The sequence below is a fragment of the Ligaoa zhengdingensis genome (assembly GCF_014384885.1).
GTDB classification, from domain to species: Bacteria; Bacillota; Clostridia; order Oscillospirales; family Ruminococcaceae; genus Ligaoa; species Ligaoa zhengdingensis.
On sequence record NZ_JACRST010000006.1, the window covers coordinates 26,924 to 50,905 of the forward strand.

Below are 23,982 nucleotides of genomic sequence, written 5' to 3' on the forward strand. Positions count from 1 at the left end.
TGGCCCTGTGTTGATTTTCAGGTTCCGTACCTATAGTTTCCCTGATAATCCATCAAAAGTGAGTTTTATGGGGCGCAGATTTGCACTCAGGGCCATTCAATTGTTTCCATCAACCTGCATCCTACAAAATGCTCCCTAATTGGCGAATTTCTCTGTTGTCGCCGCCGGAAATTCTTCCTGCTTGAGCTCAAACACCCCAGTCCAGTTGTTCATCGTCGACTTTTCCAGGATCGCGATCTTCACCGCGTCGTCCCCACCGGATAGTCTATCCAGCTTTTGGAGCACCAGCTCCAAGGCGCGGTTGGTCGGGGCCGCTCTCTTTTTGATCCGCATCGTGAGATAATCCTCCAACGCGGTCCTCAGCGCCGCATTCTCCGTGTAGCCGCAAATCATCGCCGAAAACGACGGAACGCTTTCTTTCTTACTTACTTTCTTTTCTTCTTTCATTCTTTCATTCTTTTCATTCTTGTTTGTTTCCGCTCGCGTTCCGTTCCCGTTCCGTTGCTGTTCCGTTTGCGTTCCGTCGGTGTTCCGCTCGCGTTCCGTTGCTGTTCCGTTCTCCGTCCCGCAACCCTGGAATTTGCTGTAGTTTATCACGGTTAGAAGCGTTCCGCTCCCGTTCCGTGTCCGTTCTATCATCCCGTCATCCTCTAAACACTTCAGGAACCGATCCACTTTACCATTTGACCAACCCCAATTCATGCCAAGGCTCCGTATACTTGTGAGGGTGCAGCCGCGCTTTATCGTCACGGATTTTCCCTCAATCATCACCTTTTTGCTCTTGTGGTTCACGGATAATATCAGGTCCATCCACGCCTGCCCCTTGGAATACGGCGTGTCCTTCCATATCCAGTGGTTCCGAATATCGCGGCTCAATTTTACCCAGCCCTGTTCCATTTCGCCACCTGTTTCCTTCTCATTTAAATTCGCTTAAAATGGAAGCGTATCGTCCCCTTCCACCTCCACAAAGCCGCCGTTTTTACCATCGCGCAGTTCTATGTACGTCTCTGACTGCTTAATCTTGTTCTGTATCCACTCCGGCAACCCTTCCATGAGCGTTAAACACTTGGGATCAGTCAGATCAAAATAGGTCAACGGATGGTAGGCGGACTGCACGGGCAGTCCTTTCGGCACCGCCATAATCACACCGACATTGCTATAGCCTCTATCGTTCATTACCACCTGCATCTGACAAGGCTTTCCGAGGATGTTGACCAAATCAAAACCTTCCAGTTCAGCCTCGGTAAATTTCTTCCCGCGCCACGCTTCCAGATGTTCCCGCAGTTTCGCTTTTTCATTCAATGACAAGGTATATTCCTTGCTGATTACTTTCGGCTTCGCCTCGCCATCTTTCTCTATTGGATCGTCTGGTATCTCCCAAGTTAGCATCACCCTCCGCTGCTGCTTGCTCTCACCCTGGAATGATATTTCCTGAATTCCGAGGTCGATGATGGAGATGCAGATTGCAATATGAGGCCCTTCTGCCACTGGTTCTGGTCTCTGTGCTTTTGCGCTTGCTGTAATTGCCATTATTTTTCCTCCGTTCTGATTTTCGCCTTACATTGGCTTCCTATCGTTATTTCTGGATAAACAAGTATCTCTCTAGTATCAAAGCAGACAAACCTCCCGTAATTATCCGGGTCCTTGACGCACAGCGGGCAATACCGGCAGCAGACGCGGTCCTCCGGGAAGCTGACGGTCATGGTGACCTCCGCCTTGGTGTAATACGACACGCCGTTCTTTATCCCCATCGCCGCATCTCCTCCCGGCTATCCCGCAGCGCCTTTTCCAGCAGCGCGTTGTGCTCCAGCGCCGCCTCTAACTGCTTTTTCAGGTCGTCGATCTCCTCTTGCTGCTCTATCATCCTGATTGCCATAGCCACATAATCCATTGTCTCAATTTGCACCAAGCCGCTCGTCCCTCCATCTCTCGTATTCCTCATCCGGGTCCGGGCCGTCGTCCTCGTAGGGGCTGTGTTCCGGTTCCTCCAGCCACGACCGTTCCGCCTCACAGTAACGATTTATTTCACTGAGCGTCATTGCTTTTTCCTCCGGTTTCTGTTATAATATGGACAATCTATTTCTATCCTTTCCTTGCGCCCGTCTGGAGTTCGCAGCTCCGGCGGGCGCTCTTTTTTGCCATTCAAGCTCTGCGCTGAGCCGGGCAACCTCCCGCTCCAGCAGCTTGATCTGGTAGCCGCTGTCCGCCTGCATTTCTTTGTACGCTGCGATCTGCTCCGCATCCCGTTCCAGTGCATAGGCGGCTTCCAGCAGCCCATAGCGGTCTTCGCCGCAGTTTTCTACTATGTACTCCCCGGTTTCCCGCAGTTGCGCGATCAGTCTTTCACGCATCTGTATCACCTTCCTTTCCTACTGCCTCCAATTGCCAGCCCCAGCATCAGGGCACATATCAGGCCCATAAGCTCCAACGCCCCTGCCACGCCTTCAAAACGCACGATCCCCAAGTCAAGCATCTCCGCTGCCCTCCTCCGTCATCACTCCGCTGGCGATCAGGATTAGGCTTGCGATACCTGCGATGATACCCGCCCAGGTCTGCCCGCCGTCCAGCAGGCTGCCCGTCATAGGCAGGCCGACCCAGATTCCAATAACGCTCAATGCCGCCCTTGTCATGTTGCTGCTGCACGCTCCCTTCTGATTTTCTCGCGGTACTTGCGCATGTACTCCCGCATGTACTCTGCTATTTCAGCCTTGTGCTCTGCGTTGTACTTGCGCTGGCGCTCCATGATTGCTTCTCTATGTTCTTTGTAGTATTTGTGCTGGTAATCCGCGATCTCTTCCTTGTGCTCCGCGCGGTACTTACGTTTGCGTTCCGCGATACGCCTCTGTTGCACATCCATAGCAGCGACGGTGGCGTATCGATCCAACTCCTTTGCCAGGTCATTATGTTCTTGCGCAGCGCGATATGGGTTAGCCTCAAATTCCCACTCAATCTCTTCGTCCGCCTGCCGCATGACGGCCAACTCATCCGCTGTGAACGACATCTCTCTTCCCCCTATCTTCGCGCCTGTCTTCCTCTTGCAGCGCCTTGCGCCACCTCTGGATATCCGGCCTGCTCCACTCTGCAAGCAGGCGTTCCACCCCCTTGATCCACTTCTCGATCCGCTGCCGGTCGTTCATGATGCGCTCGCATCCTCCCATATCGAGTTATCTGCTTTCCCGTTCGGCGGGTAGATCATCTAACGTAAACCATTATTAGCTCATACGCCGGGCGAGCTTAACAATTGAGATTCCTACGTGCTTCACAAGATCGTCTTTCAGCACCTTCCGCACCGTGCGCACGTCTTTCCCCCAAAACTGCGCCACCTCCGTTGCTGTGAGCATTGTTTTGCCGGGAAATGCAGTTGCAATTAGTTCAAGGGTGTCGCGGTAGGCTTCTTTTTCTCGTGGCACTATATCACCTCCTCCGACCCAAGGGCGGCTTTTCTTCATCTTACGACATGATTCGATGTTTCATCAGAGCGGTTACGCTTCGATGTTTGTCAACAATTTTTTCACCCGTTCGACCATTTTTTCTACTTCCTTCATCGCCGGCAAAGTATAATTGTAGTGAAATGAAGTGGTTTTTGGACCTTAAAGACATTAGGCCTGCGCACGAATATTATCTGGCCGATTACCAATACGAAATCATAATGAAACAAATCCGAGAATTTGAGCAAGGACTTGACAGCGACCACGAAGTCGCATTCAGGCTATGTCATTTTGGGCAAAGCATTTTGCTGAACGTTACAGATGTCGGGTATTGCAATCCATCTATTATTGTTTTCTACGGTTTTATCGATGGGAAACCAGCCCAACTTATCCAGCATGTGAGCGAGTTGAATTTTCTTTTGATGTCTGTCGAGAGGCCAGACCCGAAGACCCCTGCGAGAAGAATCGGATTTGTCCAGCCAAATGAGCGATAGCCATTGCGATATTTGCCATTGAATCACTTATTTTTGCAAGTTCCCTTACAGATTGTGTCTTTTGGGCACGCTTTGATAGCAGTTGCAGCTGCTTTTGAAGTGTGTCCATCATTTTTTCAACTTCCATCGTTTCCTCCTTCCTAGCTTGCTTGGTTGTGAGCTTTTGTTTTGCCATGTTGGCCATTCATATGTTGCTGTGGTATAATCAGAGAGAAAGGCTGGTGACTGAGGTGGACATTGTTCTAAATTGGCTTACCATAATTGCGTTTTGCCTTTCTACCTATACCTTCATATTCCAATTGATTTCCCACAGAAAAAAGATTGAAATTCAACTTTGTCATATGTTTGAGTGGGGCAATCCCCAAACAATATACGTCGCTTATTTGGAGATCATCAACAAGTCTCGACTCCCAATTTCAATCACCCGCATATCAATGGAACAAAACGGGAAGCTCCTATCTTTTGAGCAATTGCCTCAAGAAATCGTTTCTGGAACAAGAGGCAATGGGGAACCATATACCGCTTTTTCAGAACCGTTTCCGATTTCTTTGCAGGGACTCGATGCAAAATCTGGACTGTTTCTCGCAATACCTAAAAATCATGATTTTGCAGTCGCTCCCCATTCCGCCATTAAATTGCACATTGCGACAAATCGAGGAAAACTCCAATCAAAAGTCGAGGTTAGCGGTTTCTCAGATCACTTAAAATTGCTATGATCGACATTGCAACCGAAAAGATTATCAGTACAAGCCTAATAGTTTCCGGCAATCGTATCCCCCTCTTTCTCGACCGTGAGTGAATCTCTTTGCCGCCCTTGCTGTTCCAGAGCCGGGGCGGCTTTTCTATTCCTATTTTTTTGCGTGGAGACTTATTTCGTCTAAGGCTTTGCGAAATCTGTTTTCTGCCCCTTTTGGTTCTCGATGTCCATTGAGCACAACACTAACATACTTTGGATTTAGTCCCATATGTTCTGCCAGTTGCTTGGCGGTAATGCCTTTCAGATGCATTTCACCAACAATCTCCGCCGTCCATTGTGCAGGCATACAAAATCTCCTTTCTATCGTAAAAATTTGTTGAACTTCGTAATCTGTTATGTTATTGTAAATATGCTTACTAAGTGCAACAATCCCAAAACGTTATATTACGAAATTCATCATTTGTTTGTATTATATATTACTTTCGTAATCATTTCAAGAGGAAATGATTAATTTCGTAATATTTTGTGGGTTGCACAAAAATTAAGGGTGATTTTTGTGTTTTATGATCTGTTTTATAGCTTATGTGTTAAAAAGGGGGTGTCGCCCAGTAAAGCGTGTTTGGATATGGGGTTAAGCCGATCGCTTGCGGCCAAATGGAAAAATACTAAAGCTACTCCAAGTGCGGACGCGATGTCTAAAATCGCAAATTATTTTGGCGTAACAGTTGATTATCTACTAGGCATTGAACAAAAAAAATCCTCCACCGAAGAAACGGCGGAGGACAGAGATGCAGAGATTAGAGCAATGCTGCACAGCGATAAAATTAAAAATTGTACAGCGGTAATTATGGGGTTCGAGGGCGATGGCCAAAAAGTAATCGAGTTATCAGAAGAAGAGTATAGTATTCTGAAGAAAATGGTAGAAGCTTTAAGAAACGATAAATAGGAATATTTTTCCTGTAGTATTCTGTCGAAATCCCTCCTATTATTGATAATAGGAGGTGTTACCAATGATTGGTATGGAAAAGCTAACCAACAATTTTATACTAGAGAACAAAATCTGTACATTGCCATTTGACCTCATCAAACTTAAGGATTTGTGCAATAGCCTCGAATACGAGGTGGTAACGTACACGCAAGGAGCTGAGGTTATACGGACGCTTCACTTGGAACAATACATGATTTTAAAAGCATTTACTTACGTCAGTGCAACCTTAAAAATAATCTTTTACACTGACAGCCTCCCTTACGGTGAAAAATTATTCGCGATTGCGCACGAACTTGGTCACATAACGCTCGATCACACTTATCACGGCATTTTAGGTTTGGCTCCGGAAACAAATATTGCGAATGTGCAAGAAGATGAGGCTGATCGATTCGCGTGTCACTTATTGGCTCCGCCTCCGGTTCTGAAGCGATGTGGCATCACCACAATCAATCAAATCAAATCTCTAACAATGGTAACTGGTGACAGAGCTGAACAGATTTATAAGTACATAGGAGAGTATACAGGCACAGATAATGATACGCAGATTGTTAAACAATTTAACCGATTTATCCTGTCAAATGCCCCAAAGCGGGATTTTGCAGCCATCATTCTGTTCTTGTTGTTGATCGGATCTCTTATTGTTTTGGTTTGCGACGATATCGCAGTTCGGTCTGAGCGCGCCGACAATCGCAGCCAAATTATCCAGTATCAATTATCCCAATCGGCGGCAGATGCAATTGGGCAAGAAATTGTATATGTAACAAAATATGGGGCCAAATACCATTTACCCGGATGCCCCCATATAAAGGATAGAGAAGTCAAAGAACTTACCGTAGATGATGCGATTTCGTCCGGCTACGGCCCATGTAAGACCTGCGATCCACCCGTTGTTTAGACTGATCAAGAGGTCGCTCCCGCAAGGGGAGCGTGGATTGAAATATCCGATAAAGGTGTATACGATGAAATGTAAGAAGTGTAAAAAGGATATTCCAGACGAAAGTCTGTACTGCATGTACTGTGGAGCCCCTCAAAAGCGCGATAAGAAAAAGAAGCTGTACCAGCGGCCAGACGGGTTATATGAAAAGAAAATCACCATAGACGGCCGCCGCGTGGCCTTCCGGGGCAAGTCAGAGGCGGAGATTGATAAAAAAATCCTGGATTACCGCCAGCGAAAGCAGGAAGGCCCGTTGTTTAGAGAAGTGGCGGATGAATGGGAGGCTATACACTTTGAAAATCTTTCTCCAAACTCGCTCAAAAATTATCGCCCAGCCTTAAACCGCGCTAGAAACGCCTTTGGAGATCGCCACATCACAGATATCGACGCGCAAGAAATTAAAAATTATATTAAGAGGTTTGAATCTGAGCAGCACGCCAAGAAGACAGTTAAGACCCAAATTTCTATATTTTCGATGATCTTTACTCACGCAGCAGTGAAAGGGTACGTTACGCATAACCCTGCGGAGTTTATCCGGCCCTCGAACAACGTTAAGCCCGCTGAGCACCGGGAGCCCCCTACAGAAAAAGAGGTGCAGATTATCAACTCATCTATCGGGAAGACATTCGGTCTGTTTGCATTTCTAATACTCTACACCGGCTGCCGGCGCGGTGAAGCGCTGGCCTTGCAATACAAAGACATCGATCGGAACAAAAATCTCGTCCACATTACCAAGTCTGTATTTTATGTAAATAATCAACCCGGCATCAAAACTCCAAAAACCACGTCCAGCATAAGAGATGTGCCTTTGTTCTCCTTTTTAGGTGAACACATCCCGCCAGGCTCCCCAAACGAATACATTTTCCACAATCAACGTGGCGAGCTGTTGAAACAGCATGAGTTTGACAAGCTTTGGAAAACCTATCAATCTGAATCTGGATTATCCCTAACACCGCATCAACTGCGCCATGGTTATGCAACACTTTTGTTTGAAAATGAAATCAGTGAAAAAGATGCACAGGAACTTTTAGGGCATTCTACACTTGCCATGACACAGGATGTTTATACCCACATACGAAAGCTCCGAAGGGCAAAGACTTTCGCCAAGCTCAATCTAATATCCATTAACGATCCCTCGCAAATGCCCTAATTTACTGTGCCATTTCTGTGCCGCCCAATGCGCTTTTTGGCGTATTTTCATGTGTCTATAGGCATCAACAAAAACACGAAAAAACCGCATGAACAAGCCGTTTTCGGCTTACTCATGCGGTTTTTGCTGTGGCGGAGATGGAGAGACTCGAACTCTCGCGCCGGTTTCCCGACCTACTCCCTTAGCAGGGGAGCCCCTTCACCAACTTGGGTACATCTCCAAATTGATTGTCTTGTTTTATAAAAAAGAGGTATCTTGCAGCCATCAACTGGCGGCTCTTCCCTCTCTACCGCAAAACTTCCTTTCGGCAAAGCCGAAACTCGTTTGGCGGAGAGGGTGGGATTCTACCCGCGCACTCAAAAACCTGCCACAGGCAGCTTTTTGTCCGCTTCGCGGTCGTGCTGTTCTCATCTCCGCCCTCTTCCCGCAAAACTTCCTTTCGGCAAAGCCGAAACTCGTTTGGCGGAGAGGGTGGGATTCGAACCCACGGCTCTTGCGAGTCACTGGTTTTCAAGACCAGCTCCTTAAACCGCTCGGACACCTCTCCATTTTTCGTGACGCAAATTAGTATACCACGGTTAACCCATAAAGTCAATACAAAATAACAGAATTTGTAGAGTCACAATACGAAATACTCAAAATCTTTCCACAACAGGCGCATACCCTCGTCGGTTTCGGGCGGGAGCAGCGCCATCGCGACGGTGTTCTCCACTCCACTGTCCGAAAGTAAAATCGCGTAATCCCCGTCGATGCGCCTAACTGTATAGCAGACCGGCTCCATCCTATCCTCTCCTCGGTTGAAATCATCATCAAGAATAATTATATCATACCACATAAAATCCAAAAGGCAAAGCCTTGCCATGGACTTTTCCTGTCAAAACTTGTATGTCACCGCCGCGCATGGTATAATATAATGTATAAGCGCCGCCAAAATCGGCGGTTTCTTGCAGGAACAAAACCCTGACCCCAAAATTTGCTAGGAGGAATTCAAAATGAGCAAGGGTAATTTCTATATTACCACACCGATCTATTATCCATCCGACAAGCTGCATATCGGGCACAGCTACTGCACGGTGGCGACCGATACCATGGCTAGGTTCAAGCGAATGCAGGGGTATGATGTGATGTTCCTCACCGGCACCGACGAGCACGGCCAGAAAATCCAGGAGAAGGCTGAAGCGGCCGGTGTGACGCCGCAGCAGTACGTCGACAACATCGTGGCCGGCATCAAGGATCTGTGGAAGCTGATGAACATCTCCAACGACCGCTTCATCCGCACCACCGACGACTATCATGTGGAATCGGTCAAAAAGATCTTCAAGGTGCTCTACGACAAGGGCGATATCTATAAATCGGTCTATCGCGGCAAGTACTGCACCCCCTGCGAGTCCTTCTGGACCGAGAGCCAATTGGTGGACGGCAAATGTCCCGACTGCGGCCGCGAGGTGAAGGACGCCGAGGAGGAGGCTTACTTCTTCCGTCTTTCCAAATACGCCGACCGCCTGATGGAATATTACGAGGCGCATCCGGACTTTGTCGAGCCGGTCTCCCGCCTCAACGAGATGATTAACAACTTCATTAAACCCGGATTGGAGGATCTGTGCGTCTCCCGCACCACCTTCAACTGGGGCATTCCGGTGGAGTTCGACCCCAAGCATGTGGTCTATGTCTGGATCGACGCGCTCTCCAACTACATCACCGCGCTCGGATACGGCAACGACCGTTACCACGACTTTGAAAAGTTCTGGCCCGCCGATGTGCAATTTGTGGGCAAGGAGATCACCCGCTTCCACACCATCATCTGGCCCGCCATGCTGATGGCGCTCGATCTGCCGCTGCCCAAGAAGGTATTCGGCCACGGCTGGCTGCTGATCGACGGCGGCAAAATGAGCAAATCCAAGGGCAATGTGGTCGATCCCGTCACCCTGTGTGAACGCTACGGGGTAGATTCGCTGCGCTACTTCCTCATGCGCGAATTCCCGTTTGGTTCGGACGGCGTGTTCACCAACGAAGCGCTGATCAACCGCATCAACGCCGATCTCGCCAACGACTTGGGCAATCTGGTGTCCCGCACCGTATCGATGGTGGAGAAATACTTCGGCGGCCGCCTGCCCGCCGACCGCAAAGCCGAGCCGCTCGACGACGAGCTGACCGGCCTAGTGGACGGCCTGCGCGACAAGTACGAGGCCTCGATGGAGCGCTACGCCTTCCAGCAGGCGCTGATCGACGTGTTCAAGGTGATCTCCCGCACCAACAAGTACATCGACGAAACCATGCCTTGGGCGCTGGCTAAGGAGGACGCGAACCGCGCGCGTCTCGCCACGGTGATGTACAACCTGCTGGAATCCATCCGCGTGGCGGCGGTGTTGCTCACCCCGTTTATGCCCGTTACCGCTGAGAAAATCTTCGACCAGATCGGCGCGTCCGCCGACCTGCGCACCTACGACAGCGCGGCGCGCTTCGGGGGCCTGCCCGCTGATGTGGCGGTAAGCCGCGGCGAAACCCTCTTCCCGCGCATCGACCTCGCCAAGGAGCTCGCACTGCTGGAGGAGGAACACCAGAAGAAGCTGGCCGCGCTGGAAGCGCAAAAGCCCGCCGCCCAGCCCGCGCCCAAGAAAAAGGAGGCTCCCGAAGGGGTCGCCTCGATCATCACCATCGACGACTTCGCCAAGGTCGCCCTGCGGGTGGCCGAGATCAAGGAGTGCGTCAAGGTGGAAAAATCCGACAAGCTGCTGAAATTGCAGTTGGACGACGGCACCGATACACCGCGCCAGGTGGTGTCCGGCATCGCAGCCTGGTACGCCCCGTCCGACCTGATCGGCAAAAAGATCGTGGTGGTGGCCAACCTCAAGCCCGCCAAGCTGCGCGGCGAAATGTCCAACGGCATGATTCTGGCCGCAGATGCGGGCGAAAACGACGTGAAGGTGTTGTTCGTCGATCCGAGCGCGCCCAACGGAAGCACGGTGCGCTGATGGAGTACCAAAACATCTTCGACTCCCACGCCCACTACGACGACGAACGCTTCGACGAGGACCGCCACGAGCTGTTGCCCCGCCTGTTTGACAGCGGGGTGCGCTTTGTGATGAACGCCGCCTCCAGCATGGAGAGCTGCGTTACCTCAATCGCACTGGCCGACCGCTACCCGCAGCTCTACTGTGCGGTCGGGGTGCACCCCGACGCCGCTTACCGTTTCACTGAAACGGACTGCGCTGCGCTTGCGGAATACGCCAAGCACGACAAGGTGCTGGCGATCGGTGAGATCGGATTGGATTACCACTACGACGACGCGTCGCCGCGCGAGGTGCAGCGCGCTGTGTTTGAGCGCCAGCTTCAGCTTGCGGTGGAGCTCGACCTCCCTGTGATCGTCCACGACCGCGAGGCCCACCAGGATACCCTCGACCTGCTGCGCAAATACCGCCCGCGCGGTGTGCTGCACTGCTACAGCGGCAGCCCGGAGATGGTGCGCGAGGTGGCGGCGCTCGGCCTATACCTTGGGTTCACCGGCGTGGTCACCTTCAAAAATGCGCGCAAGGCAGTGGAAGCCGCACGCCTTGTTCCGGATGACCGGCTGTTGATCGAGACCGACTGCCCCTACATGGCCCCAGAGCCCTGCCGCGGCAAACGCTGCGACAGTTCCCTGCTTGTGCACACCGGCGCCAAATTGGCCGAGTTGCGCGGCATTATGCCGCAGGAACTGTTCGACCTCACCTGCCGCAACGCCTGCGAGCTGTTTGGCCTTTCCATTTAATAGATTTGCCTCTTTATAAAAACCCAGAAGGGCCCGCACAGAAATTCTGTGCGGGCCCTTCTGGGTTTTTATTGGATCAGAAGAATTGTACCTCCGAAATGCAGCTATCCTTGTACCGGGACCCGCGCTCGATCTCGTCGATGATGATCTTCACCGATGTGGTCTCCACCGGCGTGTCAAAGGTGATCTCGCCAAACTCGCCCTCTTCAAACAGCTTATCGTAGCCCTCGAGCTTCTCGGTCACTTTGGTGCCGTCGGAGAATTCGATAGTGACCTGGGTGATGCGGTTGTTGGCGGTGTAATACTTGTCGCTGGTGAAGCCGTTGGTCAGCCGGATCCCCTTGAGCGTCTGCGGTGAATCCGCCTCGAACAACAGATATTCGCCGATGCCGTCGTCATCCTTGCCCTCGATCCACGCGGTTTCCCAGTCGTCATCCATCACATTGGACGCCTCGTAGCTGTGCCCGCCGGAGGACGCCGCAGTGGAGGACGCCGTCACCTTGGAAAAGACCGGCGGCGTTTCGACCTCGGAGGAGGAGGTCTCGTCGCTCTCGGAGGAGGTTAACTCCTCGCCGGGCGCCTCGGAGTTCAAGGTCTCATCCGGCGGCAACATCTCTTCATCCGGGTTGACCGGGGTCTGCGGGGTCACCTGATTGGGATTGGAGTTGAGCGCCTGGGTATCTGGGCCGTCCTTGAGCGCTACGATGTTGTATCCACCCTTGATCTTCTTGAGTTCCATCAGCATGATCTTGTCGGGGGTGGGCTCGGCGTTCTCCCCGCTCGCGGTCATCTGCCACAGGTTGCCCTGCGGGATGTAGCCCACCTGGAGGGTATACAGATCGCCCTTGTGGGTGACCTCCAGGATTTTGGGGGTGTACACCGCCATAGTCGCGGTCACCGGGATGTAATATGCGTTCTGTTCCTCGTTGTACTGGTAGCTGATCTCATAATCCGCAATTGTCTGATGCTGCAACTTGACCTCGCTGCCGAACAGCTTCGCGGCCTGCACATCCACGTCGGTGGCTGGCAGGATGATCGAGCCGTAATCGTCCTTGGCGAATTTATCGCTGCCGTTGGTCAACAGGGTGCTCCAGATGGAGGATTCCAGCAGCATACGCGGGTCGGCGGGCTGCTCGGGGTCGCTCAGGTCAAAGGTGAGCGGATCGAACATGATCACCGGCAGGATGAAATTTTCCAGCCGCTCCTTTTCCTTGGTATTGTCGAGGATGTGGCTGGTCAGGTCGCTGCTCATCTTACCGATGAAGATCACCCCCACCAGGGCCAGCACGAACACCACCAGGCCGACTGCGCCGAGATTTTTGCGCTTGCGGCGGCTGATGGTGCTTCTCACTACGCTAGAGCGTTTGTTTTCAGTCATCGAATTTGTCCCTCTCCATATATCAGATACTTATAGGTGGTCATCTCTCGCAGGCCCATGGGGCCGCGCGCGTGCAGCTTCTGGGTGGAGATGCCGATCTCGGCCCCCAGCCCGAATTCGCCGCCGTCGGTAAACCGAGTGGAGGCGTTGACATAGACCGCCGCCGCGTCCACCAGCTGCAAAAATCGTTGGCTGTTCGCGTAATCGCTCGTCACAATGCACTCGCTGTGGCGGGTGCCGTAGCGGTTGATATGCTCGATCGCCTCGTCCACGCCGTCGACCACCCGCACCGCCAGGATATAATCGAGGAATTCGGTGGCGTAGTCCTCCTCGGTGGCGGGTTCGATCCCTTTCAGGATGGCACAGGTGCGGCCGCACCCCAGCAGGCGGACATTTTTCTCGGCCAACGCCCGCGCCGCCGCCGGCAAAAACCGTTCGGCGATCTCGCGGTGCACCAGCAGGGTCTCTGCGGCGTTGCACACCGACGGCCGCTGCGCCTTGGCATTGACGATGATTTTCACCGCCATATCGAGGTCGGCGGACGCATCCACAAACACATGGCAGTTGCCGGTTCCGGTCTCGATCACCGGCACCGTGGAGTTTTCCACCACGGCGCGGATCAGCCCGGCGCCGCCGCGCGGGATCAGTACGTCGAGGTAGCCCGAGAGCTTCATCATCTGGTTGGCGCTCTCGCGGCTGGTGTCCTCCACCAGCTGGATGCAGTCGGCGGGGAGCCCTACCTGTGCAACCGCGTCGCGCATCACGCCCGCCAGCGCGGTGTTGGAGCGGATGGCCTCCTTACCGCCGCGCAGAATACAGGCGTTGCCCGATTTGAGGCAGAGCGCCGCCGCGTCCACGGTGACATTGGGGCGCGCCTCAAAAATGATGCCCACGACCCCCAGCGGCACGCGCGTTTTAACGATGCGGATGCCGTTGGGCCTCGTCGCACCGCCCAGCACTTCGCCGATCGGGTCGTCCAGCGCTGCCACCTGCCGCACCGCGTCCACAATTCCGGCGATGCGCTTCTCATCGAGCGACAACCGGTCGATCATCGACTGGCTCATGCCGTTCTCCCGCGCCGCCACCAAATCAGCGGCGTTAGCCTCGATGATCTCCGCCGCTCGGCGGCACAACGCCCCGGCGATCGACTCGAGCGCCTCGTTCTTTTGTCCGGCGCTCGCCGCGCCAAGCTGGTAGGCCGCCTCGCGGGCGCGCTCACCCAACCGTTGCATCTCTGTCATGGTGCATCCTTCCTTTCGTATCCGGATGATGCGCGAAAGCCTTCAGCCCCGCGCAGCCGCCTTTGGTTCGGCGACAAAATGGGTGCCGATCGCCTCGCCCTCCAACAGGCGGTAGAGGTTCTCGGGGTTCTTGCCGTTGATGATGGCCATATCCACCCCGTCGGCGCAGGCGATCTGTGCGGCGTGAATCTTGGTGAGCATCCCGCCGGTGCCCCGGCTGGTGCCCGCGCCGCCCGCCTTCTCCGCAATGGATTCGTCGATCTCCTCCACCCGCGCGATCAGCTTGGCGTCTGGGTCCTTGCGCGGGTCGGCGTCATACAGCCCGTCGATATCGCTGAGAATCACCAGCGCATCGGCGTGGCAGAGCACCGCCACCAGCGCGGACAGGGTGTCGTTATCGCCGAATTCGATCTCCTCGACCGCCACCGTGTCGTTCTCATTGACGACGGGGATGGCGTGCATCTTGAGCAGGCATTCAAACGCGTTGACACAGTTCTGCTTGCGCTCCTCCGACTCGATCACGTCGCGGGTGAGCAGCACCTGCGCCACATTGTGGTTGTATTCGGAAAACAGCTTATCGTACATGTACATCAGCTCGCACTGGCCGATCGCCGCCAGCGCCTGCTTTGCGGTGGTGCCGCTCGGCCGGGTGCTCATCCCCAGCTTGCCCATCCCCACCGAGATGGCGCCCGACGAGACCAGGATGAGCTCCCGGCCGCTGTTTTTAATATCGGCCAGCACCTTGACAAACTGTTCGATGCGGCGGATGTTGACAAATCCCGTTTCGTGGGTCAGGGTGGAGGTTCCCACCTTGACGACCACCCGTTTGGCGTTTTCAAAACAATTCATGTCGTCTTTCCTCGAATTCTATTCCATTGTTATTTGGCGTCCTTCGCCTTTTCGCCGGGCGTATCCCCGGCCTCCTCCAGCAGCTCCACCCGCAGCTTGACGATGCGCTGCTCCTCCATCTCGGCCACAGTGACCTTGAGGCAGTCGTAGGTGAAGCCCTCACCCACCGCCGGGATGTGGCCAAGCTGTTCCAGCGCCCAGCCGCCCACGGTGGAATAATCGCACTCAAAATTTTTGACGTTGTAGTCGATCTCATCGAAGAAGTCCTCGATGTTCAGGTCGCCCTGCACCTCGTAGCAGCGGTCGGAGACACAAATCAGGTCCTCCACCACCTCGTCGCTCTCGTCCCAAATCTCGCCCACCAACTCCTCCAGGATGTCCTCCATGGTGACCAGGCCCAGCGTGCCGCCGTACTCGTCGGTGACGATGGCCATGTGCAGCTTGCGCTGCTTGAACTCGCCCAGCAGATCGGAGATCTTCTTGGAGCGGTAGACGTACAGGCACTCGCGCACCATCTCGCGCACTTTGATCTCGCGGTGGTGCACATAGGCCTCCAGCAGGTCCTTGCCGTGGATGATGCCGATGATGTTATCGATGCTGTCCTCATACACCGGGATGCGGGAATAGCCGTGGGACACGGCGGTTTCCAGGATTTCGCCCAGGTCGTCGTCCACATCGATCGCGGTCATATCCACGCGCGGGATCAAAATCTCCTGCACGGTGGTATCGTCAAAATCCAGCGCCGACTGGATGATATCGCTCTCCTGCTCGTCGAGCACACCCTCCTCCTCGCTGTTCTGGATGATCGTCTTGAGCTCCTGCTCGGTGACGCTCGGCTCCTGCTCGCCGCGGCGGCTGACCGCCCGCTGTAGCTTCATAAACAGCCACGAGAGCGGCGCGAGCACCGTTTGCAGCACGGCCAGGGGCTTCGCCACCTTGAGGGCGATCTCCTCGGCGTGCGCCTTGGCGTAGCTCTTGGGCATCACCTCGCCAAAAATCAGCACCAGAATGGTCATCACCAGGGTGGATACAGCCGGTCCGGTCGAGGCCCCCAGCAGCACCGTCGCCACCACCGTGGCGATCGACGAGGCGGAGAGGTTCACCACGTTGTTGCCGATCAGGATGGTGGACAGCATACGGTCGAAGTCCTCCGCGATGCGCAGCGCCAGCCGCGCGTTCTCATCGCCGTCCTCCGCGAGATTTTGCATGCGGATGCGGTTGATGCAGGAGTATGCGGTCTCCGACGCGGAGAAAAATGCCGACAGCGCCAGCAGCAGGAGCAGGGCCAAATAGGTTATGGGACTGGGTGTGTCCAAGGACGATCAACTCTACTTTCTGTTTTATATAATAAGAAAAAATCCATGCGTAACTGTATTTTATCAAACCGCGCGCCAATTCTCAACCGTCGCGGCGAAGTTTTTACAGCTTATTCATATAGCAACCTGTTTTATCCATCCAAAAAATCGGCGCTCCGCCGCGCAAACGGTGGAACGCCGACTATCTGCTTCAGGTGCCGCCGGGTCAGGCCGCGGAGCGTATGATGATATCCACGATGAGTGTCACCAGGATGGGAAAGGCGATGATCGCGGGCGCTTTGAGCGCACGCAGCAGCAGGCCCATCCAGCGTGAGCGGCTGACCGCCTGCGGCGGTTCTTCCTCTTCCTCCGGCTCCTCGGGCTCTCCTGCCGGGTCGGGTCGGTCCTCTTCGGGGAACTCCCCTTCGGGTTTGGTCAAGGGCCTGGGTTTGACGGCCACTGGGGGAAGCTGCCGCACATTGATGATTGCCAGCAGCAGCGGCACCACCAACAGCGTCCAATATACAATATTGATCTGCCCATACCCCAGCAGGCGCGCAACCACATAGGCCAGCGGGCAAGCCAGAAACCACACCAGCGTATACAGCCGGCGGATGGTCCTCCGCTGCTTCTCCAGCTCCTTTTCCGTTTTCTGCACAGCCTTTTTGTTCGACATAGCCTTATCCCTCTTTCTTTCGCTGGACGCCCTCGCGGTAGCTCTTGGCCATCTGCTCGGTCTTATTGTCGCCAAAGGTGTAATAGACCCGATCCCGGAGGCTGTCGGGCAGGTATTGCTGCTCCACCCAATGCCCCGGGTAATCGTGCGGATACCGATAAAACTGGCCCTTTTTTTCCACCTCCGCGCCGTCGTAATGCTTATTTTGCAGGCAACGCGGCGGCGGCCCGCCCCGGCCGGCCCGCACATCTGCGAGGGCCGCGTCGATGGCGAGATTGGCTGAATTGGATTTGGGCGCGGTACACATCAGTACCACCGCCTCGGCCAGCGGGATGCGCGCTTCGGGCAGCCCGAGCTGCAGCGCGGAATCCACGCAGCTTTTGACGATGACAGCCGCCATCGGGTAGGCGAGCCCCACGTCCTCCGAGGCCATTACCAGCAGGCGGCGGCAGGGGGAGAGCAGGTCGCCCGCCTCCAACAGGCGCGCCAGGTAGTGCAGGGCGGCGTTTTCGTCCGAGCCCCGCACCGATTTTTGCAGCGCGGAGACCAGGTCGTAGTGCTCGTCGCCCGCGCGGTCGTACTTGTTGGCGCTGCGCTGGCTCACCTGTTCGGCGTCCTCCAGCGCCACCGCGTAGTTCCCATTCCCATCCGCACGCGCGGCCAGGGCGCACAGCTCCACGGCGTTGACCGCCTTGCGCACGTCCCCGCCGCAGGAGAGCGCGATCCGCTCCACCACCTCGTCGGATACGGCGACTGAGTATCCCAGCTCGCGCTCCATCGCGCCGAACGCGCGCCGCACAGCCGGGGCGATCTCCTCCGCGGACACGGGCTTAAACTCAAACACCGTGCTGCGGCTGAGGATCGCGTTGTAGATATAAAAATAGGGGTTCTCGGTGGTGGAGGCGATCAGGGTGATCTGCCCGTTTTCAATGAACTCCAGCAGGCTCTGCTGCTGCTTTTTATTGAGATATTGAATCTCGTCGAGGTAGAGCAGCACCCCGTTCATCCCGCCGAACGTGTCGCACTCCGCGACCACCTCGCGGATGTCCGCGGTGGAGGCGGTGGTGCCGTTGAGCTTGAACAGCCGCTTGCCCGCGGTCTGCGCGATGATGCGCGCCACCGTGGTTTTGCCCACCCCCGAGGGACCGTAAAAGATGAGGTTTGGGATGCTGCCGCTCTCCACGATGCGCCGCAAAACCTTGTCGGGGCCCAAAATATGGCGCTGCCCCACCACCTCGTCGAGCGTTTGCGGCCGGATGCGGTCGGCCAAAGGCGCGGTCAAGGCGCTCCCCCCTTCCTCATGTTCGGATGGTTTATTCGTACAGCGGGTACTTCTTGCACAGGGCGTTGACGCCCTCGCGGATCTCATCGGCCTTGTTTTCAAAGTCGGTGGCAGTGAGGTGGATGTATTCGGCGATCCGCTCCATGTCGGCCTCCACCATGCCACGGCTGGTCACCGCCGGGGTGCCGATGCGCACGCCGCTGGTGATGAACGGGCTCTGCGGGTCGTTGGGGATCGCGTTCTTGTTGACGGTGATGTACACCTCGTCGAGGCGGTGCTCCAACTCCTTGCCGGTGATGCCCATACCGCGCAGGTCGAGCAGCATCAGGTGGTTGTCGGTGTCGCCCGAAACGAGCTGGAAGCCTTTCGCCTTGAGCGCGTTTGCGAGCGCCTTCGCGTTCTTCACAATCTGGTGCTGGTACGCCTTAAACTCGGGCTTGAGCGCCTCGCCGAAGCAGACGGCCTTGGCCGCGATGGTGTGCATCAGCGGGCCGCCCTGGGTGCCCGGGAAGATCGCCTTGTCAATCGCCTTGGCATACTCGGCCTTGCACAGGATCATGCCGCCGCGCGGCCCGCGCAGGGTCTTGTGGGTGGTGGTGGTGACGATGTGCGCATACGGTACCGGCGAGGGGTGCTCGCCCGCAGCCACCAGGCCCGCGATATGGGCCATATCCACCATCAGCAGCGCGCCGACCTTGTCCGCGATCTCGCGCAGACGGGGGAAATCGATGGTGCGCGGATAGGCGGAAGCGCCCGCCACGATCAGCTTCGGCTTGCATTCCTCGGCGATTCTCAGCACATTGTCGTAGTCGATCATACCGGTTTCGGGGTCGACGCCGTAGGAGACGAAGTGGAAGTATTTGCCCGAGACGTTCACCGGGGAGCCGTGGGTCAGGTGTCCGCCGTCGGCAAGACTCATGCCCAGCACCGTGTCGCCCGGCTGAAGCAGGGCGAAATAGACCGCAAAGTTGGCCTGTGCGCCCGAATGGGGTTGCACATTGGCGTGTTCCGCGCCGAAAAGCTCCTTGGCGCGCGCGATCGCGATGTCCTCCGCGATATCCACGCACTGGCAGCCGCCGTAGTACCGCTTGCCGGAGTAGCCCTCAGCGTATTTATTGGTGAGGACGCTGCCCATCGCGGCCATCACCGCGGGGGACACCAGGTTCTCCGAAGCGATCAATTCGATGTTGCGGCGCTGGCGGGCCAACTCTTTTTCCATCGCCGCGCCCACCTCGGGGTCGTAATGGGCAACCAGCCCGATCGAGTCCAACATATCTGCGTACATGTTCCATCTTCCTCTCAAAAATAATCTTTTCCCACGCTTGGCGTCGATAATTAGGAATATTATACCTCGTATCGCCCCTATTCGCAAGCTGAAAAGTTGACGATAGAGCGGATTCCCGTCTATAATAGGGATAAAAGTGGGAGGCGGTATGGAATATGGCAAAATTGGACGTGCTGCGCATCTTGGAGGACGGCAAGGGGGACTATGTCTCAGGCGAGGAGCTGGCTGCAAAGCTGGGGCTCTCGCGCGCCGCGGTGTGGAAGTCGATCCGCGCCCTACAGGAGGACGGCTACCAGATCGAGAGCAAGCAGGGCAGCGGTTACCGCCTGGAGGAGACGACCGACGCTCTGCTGGAATCGAAGATTCTCGAGCACCTGCACACCACCCGGCTGCCGGTCGCGCTCGACCTGCGCGACACGGTCGACTCCACCAACACACAGCTGCGCGCCGCAGCGTATGCGGGCGCGCCCGAGGGCACGGTGATTGTGGCGGACAAGCAGACCGCGGGCAAGGGGAGGCTGGGTCGCAGCTTTTATTCCCCCAACCGCAACGGCGTCTATATGAGCGTGCTGCTGCGCCCCAATCTGCCGTTCGATCAGATCCACTTCCTCACCATGCTGGCGGCGGTGTGCGTGGTGGAGGCCGTGCGGACGGTAGCGGGCGTGGAGGCGCAGATCAAATGGGTCAACGATGTTTTGGTCGATGGCAAAAAGCTGTGCGGCATCCTCAACGAGGCGGCGGTCGAGGGGGAGAGCGGCCGGCTCGGCTTTGTCGTCATGGGCATCGGGGTCAACGTGGGCACCACCAGCGATTTTCCTGAAATGCAGCGGAACACGCCCGGGGCGCTGCGCGACTACAGCTCCGTCCCGTTCTCCCGCTGCCGGCTGATCGCCCAGATCCTCAACAACCTCGACCGCTACTACTACCCCTACATTGAGACGCGGGACAGCGCCGCCTTTTTGGACACTTACCGGCGGGCGCTCTGCCTGGTTGGGCGGCAGGTCACGGTGACGCGCGGGGACGAAAGCTACCCCGCCCTGGTGACCGGGCTTTCGGACAGCGGCGGCCTGTTGGTGCGCGCCAACGACGGCCGGACGCTGGAACTCACCTCGGGCGAGGTTTCCATCCGGATGTGACAACTGAATGAAATGGAAACGAGGGGAGGACGGCCGCGTCCCCCTTCTTTATTTTTAACACCGCTTTAACGCCCCGCTCTCCTCGCGCATAAGATAAGGATGACAGCCCACTTTGCGGCTTCAAAATCACAACATATGAAGGAGCAAATCCTATGGATAATATGATTCTGCTGAGCCGGATGGAGAACGTCCCCACTCCTCCGGTGACCCCTACCCCTCCGGCAGTTCCCTGCCCGCCGGTCCCCTGTCCGCCGGAGGAGTCTGTGCCGCCCACCGAACCGGAGAAACCGACGCCCCCGGTCCAGCCGGAAAGGCCTACGCCGGTCCCCCCCGTCGGACCCAAACCGGAGTGCGGCATTGACGACAACCCGTGCATGCCTGCGCTTGCCATGGGGTATGTACCGATGCAGCAGTGGCGCAAGCTCTACGAGCCCGAGGTCGCGCTCTCGCGTGCGACATTGTTTATGGAGCTCGACAAACCGTTTATCGGCGAGGAGGTGCGGTCGAAATGACGGAGGAACAGAGAGTTTTACTCAATCGAGTCCGCGTGTGCGATTTCGTCCTGCTGGAAGCGGGAGAATTTTTGGACACCCATCCCGACGACCCGGCGGCGCTCGCTTACTTTAAAAAGTACAACGAAATGTCGCAGGAGGCCACCAAGGAGTACACCTCCAAATTCGGTCCGCTGACCAAACGCGATTACAACGGCGGTCCCCGCTGGGACTGGGTGGACGGCCCGTGGCCCTGGGAAAAGGAGGGTAACTAACCTATGTGGAATTATCAGAAGAGACTGCAATACCCGGTTAAGATCAAAAACGCCGACCCCGCAATGGCGAGGATCGTACTCGCACAGCTGGGCGGCCCTGACGGGGAGATGGGCGCTGCGACCCGCTATCTGAACCAGCGTTACGCCATGCCCTACGACGAGGGCAAAGCCATACTCACCGATATCGGTACATCGGTATCGGTGAATGCCCCTTTGGACTCTCAGCGCCGCCCACTCCGCGCAAAACCGGGCAGGTATGCCTTTCAGCCGCGCCTCCAGATTGCTGCGCCAGGGTTTCACAGTACGAAACCCCATTGGAATGTCTGCGCAGTTTCGCCCTCAATTCTGTAATTTGAGTCACAAATTGTAAGAATTGGGGGATTTGCCTTGTCTTTTGTCGCCATTTTTGCTACAATCTAATTGGTATAATTATCCATAATTCTTGTTTATAATTTTATAAAATGAGGTGATTTTGCTGGAATACATCGCCCATCGCCGGGAATCGGACGGCGCTACCCAACCCTTGGCCGAGCATCTGCTCAGCGTGGCCGAATTGGCCGGAGAATTTGCTGCTTCCTTCCACGGTTCGGCCTATGCGTATCAAATCGGGCTGGGCCACGACCTGGGGAAAAGCTCTCCCGAGGCCCAGGCCCGGATGCGCGGGGAGCGCGGCCCGGTGGATCATTCCACCGCCGGCGCCCAAGCGGCCAATCCCCTGTTGGGTGCCGCCGCGGCCTACTGTGTGGCGGGGCATCATGCGGGGCTTCCTAATGGCGGAACCGCTGCCGACACTGCGGATGACTCCACCCTGGCCGCCCGGCTTCATCGCCCTGTACCGGACTGCTCCCGCCTGGGGATCGTTCCGCTGGAGAAAACGCCGCTCCCCGCCGTCCCACTGCTGGGGCAGAAGGGCTTTTCCTTCGCTTTTTTGACCCGCATGCTGTTCTCCTGCCTGGTGGACGCCGACTTTTTGGACACCGAGCGCTTTATGAAGCCGGAGCGCAGCGGCCGCGGGATGGGGGAACCCATGGATGTCCTTCTTCAAAGGATGGAGCGCCACGTGGAGGACCTGCTGAAAAAGGAATCCGCCTGTGAGCTGAACCGCTTGCGGTCCGGCGTCCTCCGCCTCTGCCGGAAGAAAGGGGACGCCCTCCCCAGGGGGCTCTACACCCTGACTGTGCCCACCGGCGGCGGCAAAACCGATTCCTCCCTGGCCTTTGCGCTCCACCACGCCGCGGCCCAGGGGATGCGGCGGGTTTTATATGCCGTCCCCTTCACCACCATCATCGAACAAACCTCGAATAAGTTCCGTGAGATATTGGGGGATGAGAACGTGCTGGAGCACCATTCCAACCTCTCATTTCAGGATGGGCCGCAGGACGAGCCCAACCCGCACCGTCTGGCAGCCGAAAACTGGGACGCGCCGGTGGTGGTGACCACCAACGTGCAGTTCTTTGAGTCGCTTTTTGCCAACCGCCCCGGCCGGTGCCGCAAGCTGCACAATATCGCCGGCAGCGTCATCCTGCTGGACGAGGCGCAATCCCTGCCGGTCCCCTACCTGCTTCCCTGCCTGCGTGCGCTGGCCGAGCTGGTGCGCAACTACGGATGCACAGTGGTGCTCTGCACCGCCACCCAGCCCGCCCTGCAAAGGCTGTTTCCCTGCGGCGTGACCGCCCAGGAGCTGGCGGAGAACCTGCCGGAGCTGTTCCAGAGGTTTCGGCGCACCCGATTTGTCCGGGAAGGGGCGCTCACCGACGAAGCGCTGATACAGCGGCTGCGGGAGGAACCCCAGGTGCTGTGCATCGTCAACACCCGCCGTCACGCGCAGGCCCTGTTTCAGGGGCTACAGGGCGCCGAGGGGTTGTTCCACCTCTCCACGCTGATGTACCCGGAGCACCGCCGCCGCGCCTTGGAAACCATCCGGGAACGCCTGAAAGCCGGACTTCCCTGCCGGGTCATCTCCACCACGCTGATCGAGGCCGGGGTGGACGTGGATTTTGCTTCGGTCTACCGGGCGGAATCCGGCCTAGATTCCATGATTCAGGCGGCCGGCCGCTGCAACCGGGAAAACAAAAAACCATTGGAATCCAGCATCGTGCACCTGTTTGCACCCGACGAGCAGTACACCGGGCATCTCCCCTCCTCGATGAAGCGGCCGCTGGAGGTGGCAAAAAACATACTCCAAAAATATGAGGACATCGCCTCCCCCGAGGCGGTGCACGCCTATTTTCAGCAGCTCTATTTCCTGACCGGGGACGGCCTCGACCAGAAGCGCATCGTCGACCGCCTGGAAAAGAGCGGCGTTTGCGTCCCCTTTGCCGATATCGCCCAGGACTTTCAGCTCATCGAGCAGGACACAGATACCATCCTGATCCCTCTGGACGAAAAAGCGGAACCGCTGGCGCAGGAGCTGCGGGAACAGGGCCCCAACCGGGTGCTGCTGCGCAAAATTGTTCCCTATTCCGTGTCCGTCTATCACGACCATTTGAAGCGGCTGGCCGGAGCGGGCTCCCTCCAGGCGGTTGCCGACGGCCTCTACCTCCTCGCCGACCTGTCGCTGTATGACCAGGACACCGGCCTCAAGCTGGATGTGGAGGGGGGAATCGGTCATTTCCACTAGGCGTCAACCTTTGCA

Annotated in this window: 32 protein-coding genes and 2 tRNA genes; 12 read left to right on the top strand and 22 right to left on the bottom strand. The window is 56.2% G+C overall.

Features of this window, described 5'->3' with window-relative positions:
• Positions 1-135 precede the first annotated feature (135 nt).
• From H8711_RS05975 to H8711_RS06015, 10 genes are all read right to left on the bottom strand, one after another.
• A complete protein-coding gene (locus tag H8711_RS05975; protein ID WP_249282558.1) occupies positions 136-447 on the bottom strand; it encodes a hypothetical protein in 312 nt (103 codons plus the stop codon).
• Positions 448-930: 483 nt separating this feature from the next.
• On the bottom strand, positions 931-1,530 hold the full coding sequence (locus H8711_RS05980; protein ID WP_249282559.1) for a phage replication initiation protein, NGO0469 family: 600 nt from the start codon (positions 1,528-1,530) through the stop codon (positions 931-933).
• The gene (locus H8711_RS05985; protein WP_249282560.1) at positions 1,530-1,751 is read right to left on the bottom strand and encodes a hypothetical protein; all 222 of its coding nucleotides are present in this window, start codon (positions 1,749-1,751) and stop codon (positions 1,530-1,532) included. Before H8711_RS05985 ends, H8711_RS05980 begins: the two co-directional genes overlap by 1 nt.
• Entirely contained in the window at positions 1,742-1,876 is a 135-nt protein-coding gene (locus tag H8711_RS13995; RefSeq protein WP_283245865.1) for a hypothetical protein, read from the bottom strand. The genes H8711_RS05985 and H8711_RS13995 overlap by 10 nt, the downstream gene beginning before the upstream one ends.
• Positions 1,877-1,895: 19 nt before the next feature.
• Positions 1,896-2,039 (bottom strand): hypothetical protein, encoded by a 144-nt coding sequence (locus tag H8711_RS05990; protein ID WP_249282561.1) that lies wholly within the window; start codon positions 2,037-2,039, stop codon positions 1,896-1,898.
• Positions 2,040-2,060: 21 nt separating this feature from the next.
• A complete protein-coding gene (locus tag H8711_RS05995) occupies positions 2,061-2,351 on the bottom strand; it encodes a hypothetical protein (protein WP_249282562.1) in 291 nt (96 codons plus the stop codon).
• A 114-nt stretch (positions 2,352-2,465) separates the two neighbouring features.
• Positions 2,466-2,630 carry a hypothetical protein gene (locus tag H8711_RS06000; protein WP_249282563.1) on the bottom strand — a complete coding sequence of 55 codons (165 nt, stop codon included), beginning with the start codon at positions 2,628-2,630 and terminating at the stop codon, positions 2,466-2,468.
• On the bottom strand, positions 2,627-3,001 hold the full coding sequence (locus H8711_RS06005) for a hypothetical protein (RefSeq protein ID WP_249282564.1): 375 nt from the start codon (positions 2,999-3,001) through the stop codon (positions 2,627-2,629). Before H8711_RS06005 ends, H8711_RS06000 begins: the two co-directional genes overlap by 4 nt.
• Positions 2,982-3,158, bottom strand: a complete 177-nt coding sequence (locus tag H8711_RS06010) for a hypothetical protein (RefSeq protein ID WP_249282565.1) — start codon at positions 3,156-3,158, stop codon at positions 2,982-2,984. Before H8711_RS06010 ends, H8711_RS06005 begins: the two co-directional genes overlap by 20 nt.
• Before the next feature lie 54 nt (positions 3,159-3,212).
• Entirely contained in the window at positions 3,213-3,410 is a 198-nt protein-coding gene (locus H8711_RS06015; RefSeq protein WP_249282566.1) for a hypothetical protein, read from the bottom strand.
• A gap of 239 nt (positions 3,411-3,649) precedes the next feature.
• On the opposite strand from H8711_RS06015, the gene H8711_RS14340 reads away from it, so the two are divergent.
• Positions 3,650-3,922 carry a DUF6173 family protein gene (locus H8711_RS14340; protein WP_430413572.1) on the top strand — a complete coding sequence of 91 codons (273 nt, stop codon included), beginning with the start codon at positions 3,650-3,652 and terminating at the stop codon, positions 3,920-3,922.
• On the opposite strand, the gene H8711_RS06020 is transcribed toward H8711_RS14340, so the two are convergent.
• The gene (locus H8711_RS06020; RefSeq protein WP_249282567.1) at positions 3,816-4,049 is read right to left on the bottom strand and encodes a hypothetical protein; all 234 of its coding nucleotides are present in this window, start codon (positions 4,047-4,049) and stop codon (positions 3,816-3,818) included. The two genes, H8711_RS14340 and H8711_RS06020, sit on opposite strands and share 107 nt — an antisense overlap.
• A 94-nt stretch (positions 4,050-4,143) precedes the next feature.
• Here H8711_RS06020 and H8711_RS06025 point away from each other — a divergent pair, with 94 nt between their 5' ends.
• A complete protein-coding gene (locus tag H8711_RS06025; protein ID WP_249282568.1) occupies positions 4,144-4,638 on the top strand; it encodes a hypothetical protein in 495 nt (164 codons plus the stop codon).
• A 132-nt stretch (positions 4,639-4,770) separates the two neighbouring features.
• Here H8711_RS06025 and H8711_RS06030 read toward each other — a convergent pair whose 3' ends face one another.
• A complete protein-coding gene (locus tag H8711_RS06030; protein ID WP_249282569.1) occupies positions 4,771-4,965 on the bottom strand; it encodes a helix-turn-helix domain-containing protein in 195 nt (64 codons plus the stop codon).
• A gap of 210 nt (positions 4,966-5,175) precedes the next feature.
• Here H8711_RS06030 and H8711_RS06035 point away from each other — a divergent pair, with 210 nt between their 5' ends.
• From H8711_RS06035 to H8711_RS06045, 3 genes are all read left to right on the top strand, one after another.
• Complete coding sequence (locus H8711_RS06035) at positions 5,176-5,565, top strand: helix-turn-helix domain-containing protein (RefSeq protein ID WP_249282570.1); 390 nt, start codon at positions 5,176-5,178, stop codon at positions 5,563-5,565.
• Between the two features lie 64 nt (positions 5,566-5,629).
• On the top strand, positions 5,630-6,502 hold the full coding sequence (locus H8711_RS06040; RefSeq protein ID WP_249282571.1) for an ImmA/IrrE family metallo-endopeptidase: 873 nt from the start codon (positions 5,630-5,632) through the stop codon (positions 6,500-6,502).
• Between the two features lie 37 nt (positions 6,503-6,539).
• Positions 6,540-7,691, top strand: a complete 1,152-nt coding sequence (locus H8711_RS06045) for a tyrosine-type recombinase/integrase (RefSeq protein ID WP_249282572.1) — start codon at positions 6,540-6,542, stop codon at positions 7,689-7,691.
• 129 nt (positions 7,692-7,820) lie between these two features.
• Here H8711_RS06045 and H8711_RS06050 read toward each other — a convergent pair.
• The 3 genes from H8711_RS06050 to H8711_RS06060 all read right to left on the bottom strand — a co-directional run bounded on the left by H8711_RS06050 (position 7,821) and on the right by H8711_RS06060 (position 8,472).
• Positions 7,821-7,911 (bottom strand) — tRNA-Ser (locus H8711_RS06050).
• A 240-nt stretch (positions 7,912-8,151) separates the two neighbouring features.
• Positions 8,152-8,238: transfer RNA gene (locus tag H8711_RS06055), tRNA-Ser, on the bottom strand.
• Between the two features lie 72 nt (positions 8,239-8,310).
• Entirely contained in the window at positions 8,311-8,472 is a 162-nt protein-coding gene (locus tag H8711_RS06060) for a DUF3006 domain-containing protein (RefSeq protein WP_249282573.1), read from the bottom strand.
• A gap of 211 nt (positions 8,473-8,683) precedes the next feature.
• Here H8711_RS06060 and metG point away from each other — a divergent pair, with 211 nt between their 5' ends.
• Together metG and H8711_RS06070 are read left to right on the top strand one after the other, a co-directional pair.
• On the top strand, positions 8,684-10,663 hold the full coding sequence (gene metG, locus H8711_RS06065; protein ID WP_249282574.1) for a methionine--tRNA ligase: 1,980 nt from the start codon (positions 8,684-8,686) through the stop codon (positions 10,661-10,663).
• Positions 10,663-11,439, top strand: a complete 777-nt coding sequence (locus tag H8711_RS06070; protein WP_249282575.1) for a TatD family hydrolase — start codon at positions 10,663-10,665, stop codon at positions 11,437-11,439. The genes metG and H8711_RS06070 overlap by 1 nt, the downstream gene beginning before the upstream one ends.
• A gap of 76 nt (positions 11,440-11,515) precedes the next feature.
• Here the strand turns inward: H8711_RS06070 and H8711_RS06075 are convergent, their stop codons facing one another.
• The 7 genes from H8711_RS06075 to H8711_RS06105 all read right to left on the bottom strand — a co-directional run bounded on the left by H8711_RS06075 (position 11,516) and on the right by H8711_RS06105 (position 19,445).
• Entirely contained in the window at positions 11,516-12,817 is a 1,302-nt protein-coding gene (locus tag H8711_RS06075; protein ID WP_249282576.1) for an NADase-type glycan-binding domain-containing protein, read from the bottom strand.
• On the bottom strand, positions 12,814-14,058 hold the full coding sequence (locus H8711_RS06080; RefSeq protein ID WP_249282577.1) for a glutamate-5-semialdehyde dehydrogenase: 1,245 nt from the start codon (positions 14,056-14,058) through the stop codon (positions 12,814-12,816). The genes H8711_RS06075 and H8711_RS06080 overlap by 4 nt, the downstream gene beginning before the upstream one ends.
• A 42-nt stretch (positions 14,059-14,100) precedes the next feature.
• Positions 14,101-14,907 carry a glutamate 5-kinase gene (gene proB, locus H8711_RS06085; RefSeq protein ID WP_249282578.1) on the bottom strand — a complete coding sequence of 269 codons (807 nt, stop codon included), beginning with the start codon at positions 14,905-14,907 and terminating at the stop codon, positions 14,101-14,103.
• A 29-nt stretch (positions 14,908-14,936) separates the two neighbouring features.
• Positions 14,937-16,223, bottom strand: a complete 1,287-nt coding sequence (locus H8711_RS06090; protein ID WP_249282579.1) for a hemolysin family protein — start codon at positions 16,221-16,223, stop codon at positions 14,937-14,939.
• Between the two features lie 205 nt (positions 16,224-16,428).
• Positions 16,429-16,878 carry a hypothetical protein gene (locus H8711_RS06095; protein WP_249282580.1) on the bottom strand — a complete coding sequence of 150 codons (450 nt, stop codon included), beginning with the start codon at positions 16,876-16,878 and terminating at the stop codon, positions 16,429-16,431.
• 4 nt (positions 16,879-16,882) lie between these two features.
• Positions 16,883-18,160 (bottom strand): replication-associated recombination protein A, encoded by a 1,278-nt coding sequence (locus H8711_RS06100; RefSeq protein ID WP_249282581.1) that lies wholly within the window; start codon positions 18,158-18,160, stop codon positions 16,883-16,885.
• 31 nt (positions 18,161-18,191) lie between these two features.
• Positions 18,192-19,445, bottom strand: a complete 1,254-nt coding sequence (locus tag H8711_RS06105; protein WP_249282582.1) for a serine hydroxymethyltransferase — start codon at positions 19,443-19,445, stop codon at positions 18,192-18,194.
• A 155-nt stretch (positions 19,446-19,600) separates the two neighbouring features.
• Between H8711_RS06105 and H8711_RS06110 the strand changes: the two genes are divergently transcribed.
• The 5 genes from H8711_RS06110 to cas3 all read left to right on the top strand — a co-directional run bounded on the left by H8711_RS06110 (position 19,601) and on the right by cas3 (position 23,967).
• Positions 19,601-20,581 carry a biotin--[acetyl-CoA-carboxylase] ligase gene (locus H8711_RS06110; RefSeq protein WP_249282583.1) on the top strand — a complete coding sequence of 327 codons (981 nt, stop codon included), beginning with the start codon at positions 19,601-19,603 and terminating at the stop codon, positions 20,579-20,581.
• A gap of 152 nt (positions 20,582-20,733) precedes the next feature.
• Entirely contained in the window at positions 20,734-21,093 is a 360-nt protein-coding gene (locus H8711_RS06115; protein ID WP_249282584.1) for a spore coat associated protein CotJA, read from the top strand.
• Positions 21,090-21,347: a spore coat protein CotJB gene (locus tag H8711_RS06120; RefSeq protein WP_249282585.1), complete on the top strand. Its 258-nt coding sequence runs from the start codon at positions 21,090-21,092 to the stop codon at positions 21,345-21,347. The genes H8711_RS06115 and H8711_RS06120 overlap by 4 nt, the downstream gene beginning before the upstream one ends.
• A gap of 3 nt (positions 21,348-21,350) precedes the next feature.
• Positions 21,351-21,698 (top strand): manganese catalase family protein, encoded by a 348-nt coding sequence (locus H8711_RS14200; protein ID WP_343274533.1) that lies wholly within the window; start codon positions 21,351-21,353, stop codon positions 21,696-21,698.
• 121 nt (positions 21,699-21,819) lie between these two features.
• Entirely contained in the window at positions 21,820-23,967 is a 2,148-nt protein-coding gene (gene cas3, locus H8711_RS06130; RefSeq protein WP_249282586.1) for a CRISPR-associated helicase Cas3', read from the top strand.
• Positions 23,968-23,982 lie beyond the last annotated feature (15 nt).

Bases quoted from the DNA above. Each gene is read 5' to 3' on its own strand.
- H8711_RS06000 (WP_249282563.1), bottom strand. From the start codon at position 2,630: ATGACAAGGGCGGCATTGAGCGTTATTGGAATCTGGGTCGGCCTGCCT.
- H8711_RS06030 (WP_249282569.1), bottom strand. From the start codon at position 4,965: ATGCCTGCACAATGGACGGCGGAGATTGTTGGTGAAATGCATCTGAAA.
- H8711_RS05990 (WP_249282561.1), bottom strand. From the start codon at position 2,039: ATGACGCTCAGTGAAATAAATCGTTACTGTGAGGCGGAACGGTCGTGG.
- H8711_RS13995 (WP_283245865.1), bottom strand. From the start codon at position 1,876: ATGGCAATCAGGATGATAGAGCAGCAAGAGGAGATCGACGACCTGAAA.
- H8711_RS06070 (WP_249282575.1), top strand. From the start codon at position 10,663: ATGGAGTACCAAAACATCTTCGACTCCCACGCCCACTACGACGACGAA.
- H8711_RS06120 (WP_249282585.1), top strand. From the start codon at position 21,090: ATGACGGAGGAACAGAGAGTTTTACTCAATCGAGTCCGCGTGTGCGAT.
- H8711_RS05995 (WP_249282562.1), bottom strand. From the start codon at position 2,351: ATGCGTGAAAGACTGATCGCGCAACTGCGGGAAACCGGGGAGTACATA.
- H8711_RS06040 (WP_249282571.1), top strand. From the start codon at position 5,630: ATGATTGGTATGGAAAAGCTAACCAACAATTTTATACTAGAGAACAAA.
- H8711_RS06115 (WP_249282584.1), top strand. From the start codon at position 20,734: ATGGATAATATGATTCTGCTGAGCCGGATGGAGAACGTCCCCACTCCT.
- proB (WP_249282578.1), bottom strand. From the start codon at position 14,907: ATGAATTGTTTTGAAAACGCCAAACGGGTGGTCGTCAAGGTGGGAACC.
- H8711_RS06105 (WP_249282582.1), bottom strand. From the start codon at position 19,445: ATGTACGCAGATATGTTGGACTCGATCGGGCTGGTTGCCCATTACGAC.
- H8711_RS05975 (WP_249282558.1), bottom strand. From the start codon at position 447: ATGAAAGAAGAAAAGAAAGTAAGTAAGAAAGAAAGCGTTCCGTCGTTT.
- H8711_RS06020 (WP_249282567.1), bottom strand. From the start codon at position 4,049: ATGGAAGTTGAAAAAATGATGGACACACTTCAAAAGCAGCTGCAACTG.
- H8711_RS06005 (WP_249282564.1), bottom strand. From the start codon at position 3,001: ATGTCGTTCACAGCGGATGAGTTGGCCGTCATGCGGCAGGCGGACGAA.
- H8711_RS14340 (WP_430413572.1), top strand. From the start codon at position 3,650: ATGAAACAAATCCGAGAATTTGAGCAAGGACTTGACAGCGACCACGAA.
- H8711_RS14200 (WP_343274533.1), top strand. From the start codon at position 21,351: ATGTGGAATTATCAGAAGAGACTGCAATACCCGGTTAAGATCAAAAAC.
- H8711_RS06010 (WP_249282565.1), bottom strand. From the start codon at position 3,158: ATGGGAGGATGCGAGCGCATCATGAACGACCGGCAGCGGATCGAGAAG.
- H8711_RS06060 (WP_249282573.1), bottom strand. From the start codon at position 8,472: ATGGAGCCGGTCTGCTATACAGTTAGGCGCATCGACGGGGATTACGCG.
- H8711_RS06095 (WP_249282580.1), bottom strand. From the start codon at position 16,878: ATGTCGAACAAAAAGGCTGTGCAGAAAACGGAAAAGGAGCTGGAGAAG.
- H8711_RS06110 (WP_249282583.1), top strand. From the start codon at position 19,601: ATGGCAAAATTGGACGTGCTGCGCATCTTGGAGGACGGCAAGGGGGAC.
- H8711_RS05980 (WP_249282559.1), bottom strand. From the start codon at position 1,530: ATGGCAATTACAGCAAGCGCAAAAGCACAGAGACCAGAACCAGTGGCA.
- H8711_RS06075 (WP_249282576.1), bottom strand. From the start codon at position 12,817: ATGACTGAAAACAAACGCTCTAGCGTAGTGAGAAGCACCATCAGCCGC.
- H8711_RS06080 (WP_249282577.1), bottom strand. From the start codon at position 14,058: ATGACAGAGATGCAACGGTTGGGTGAGCGCGCCCGCGAGGCGGCCTAC.
- H8711_RS05985 (WP_249282560.1), bottom strand. From the start codon at position 1,751: ATGGGGATAAAGAACGGCGTGTCGTATTACACCAAGGCGGAGGTCACC.
- metG (WP_249282574.1), top strand. From the start codon at position 8,684: ATGAGCAAGGGTAATTTCTATATTACCACACCGATCTATTATCCATCC.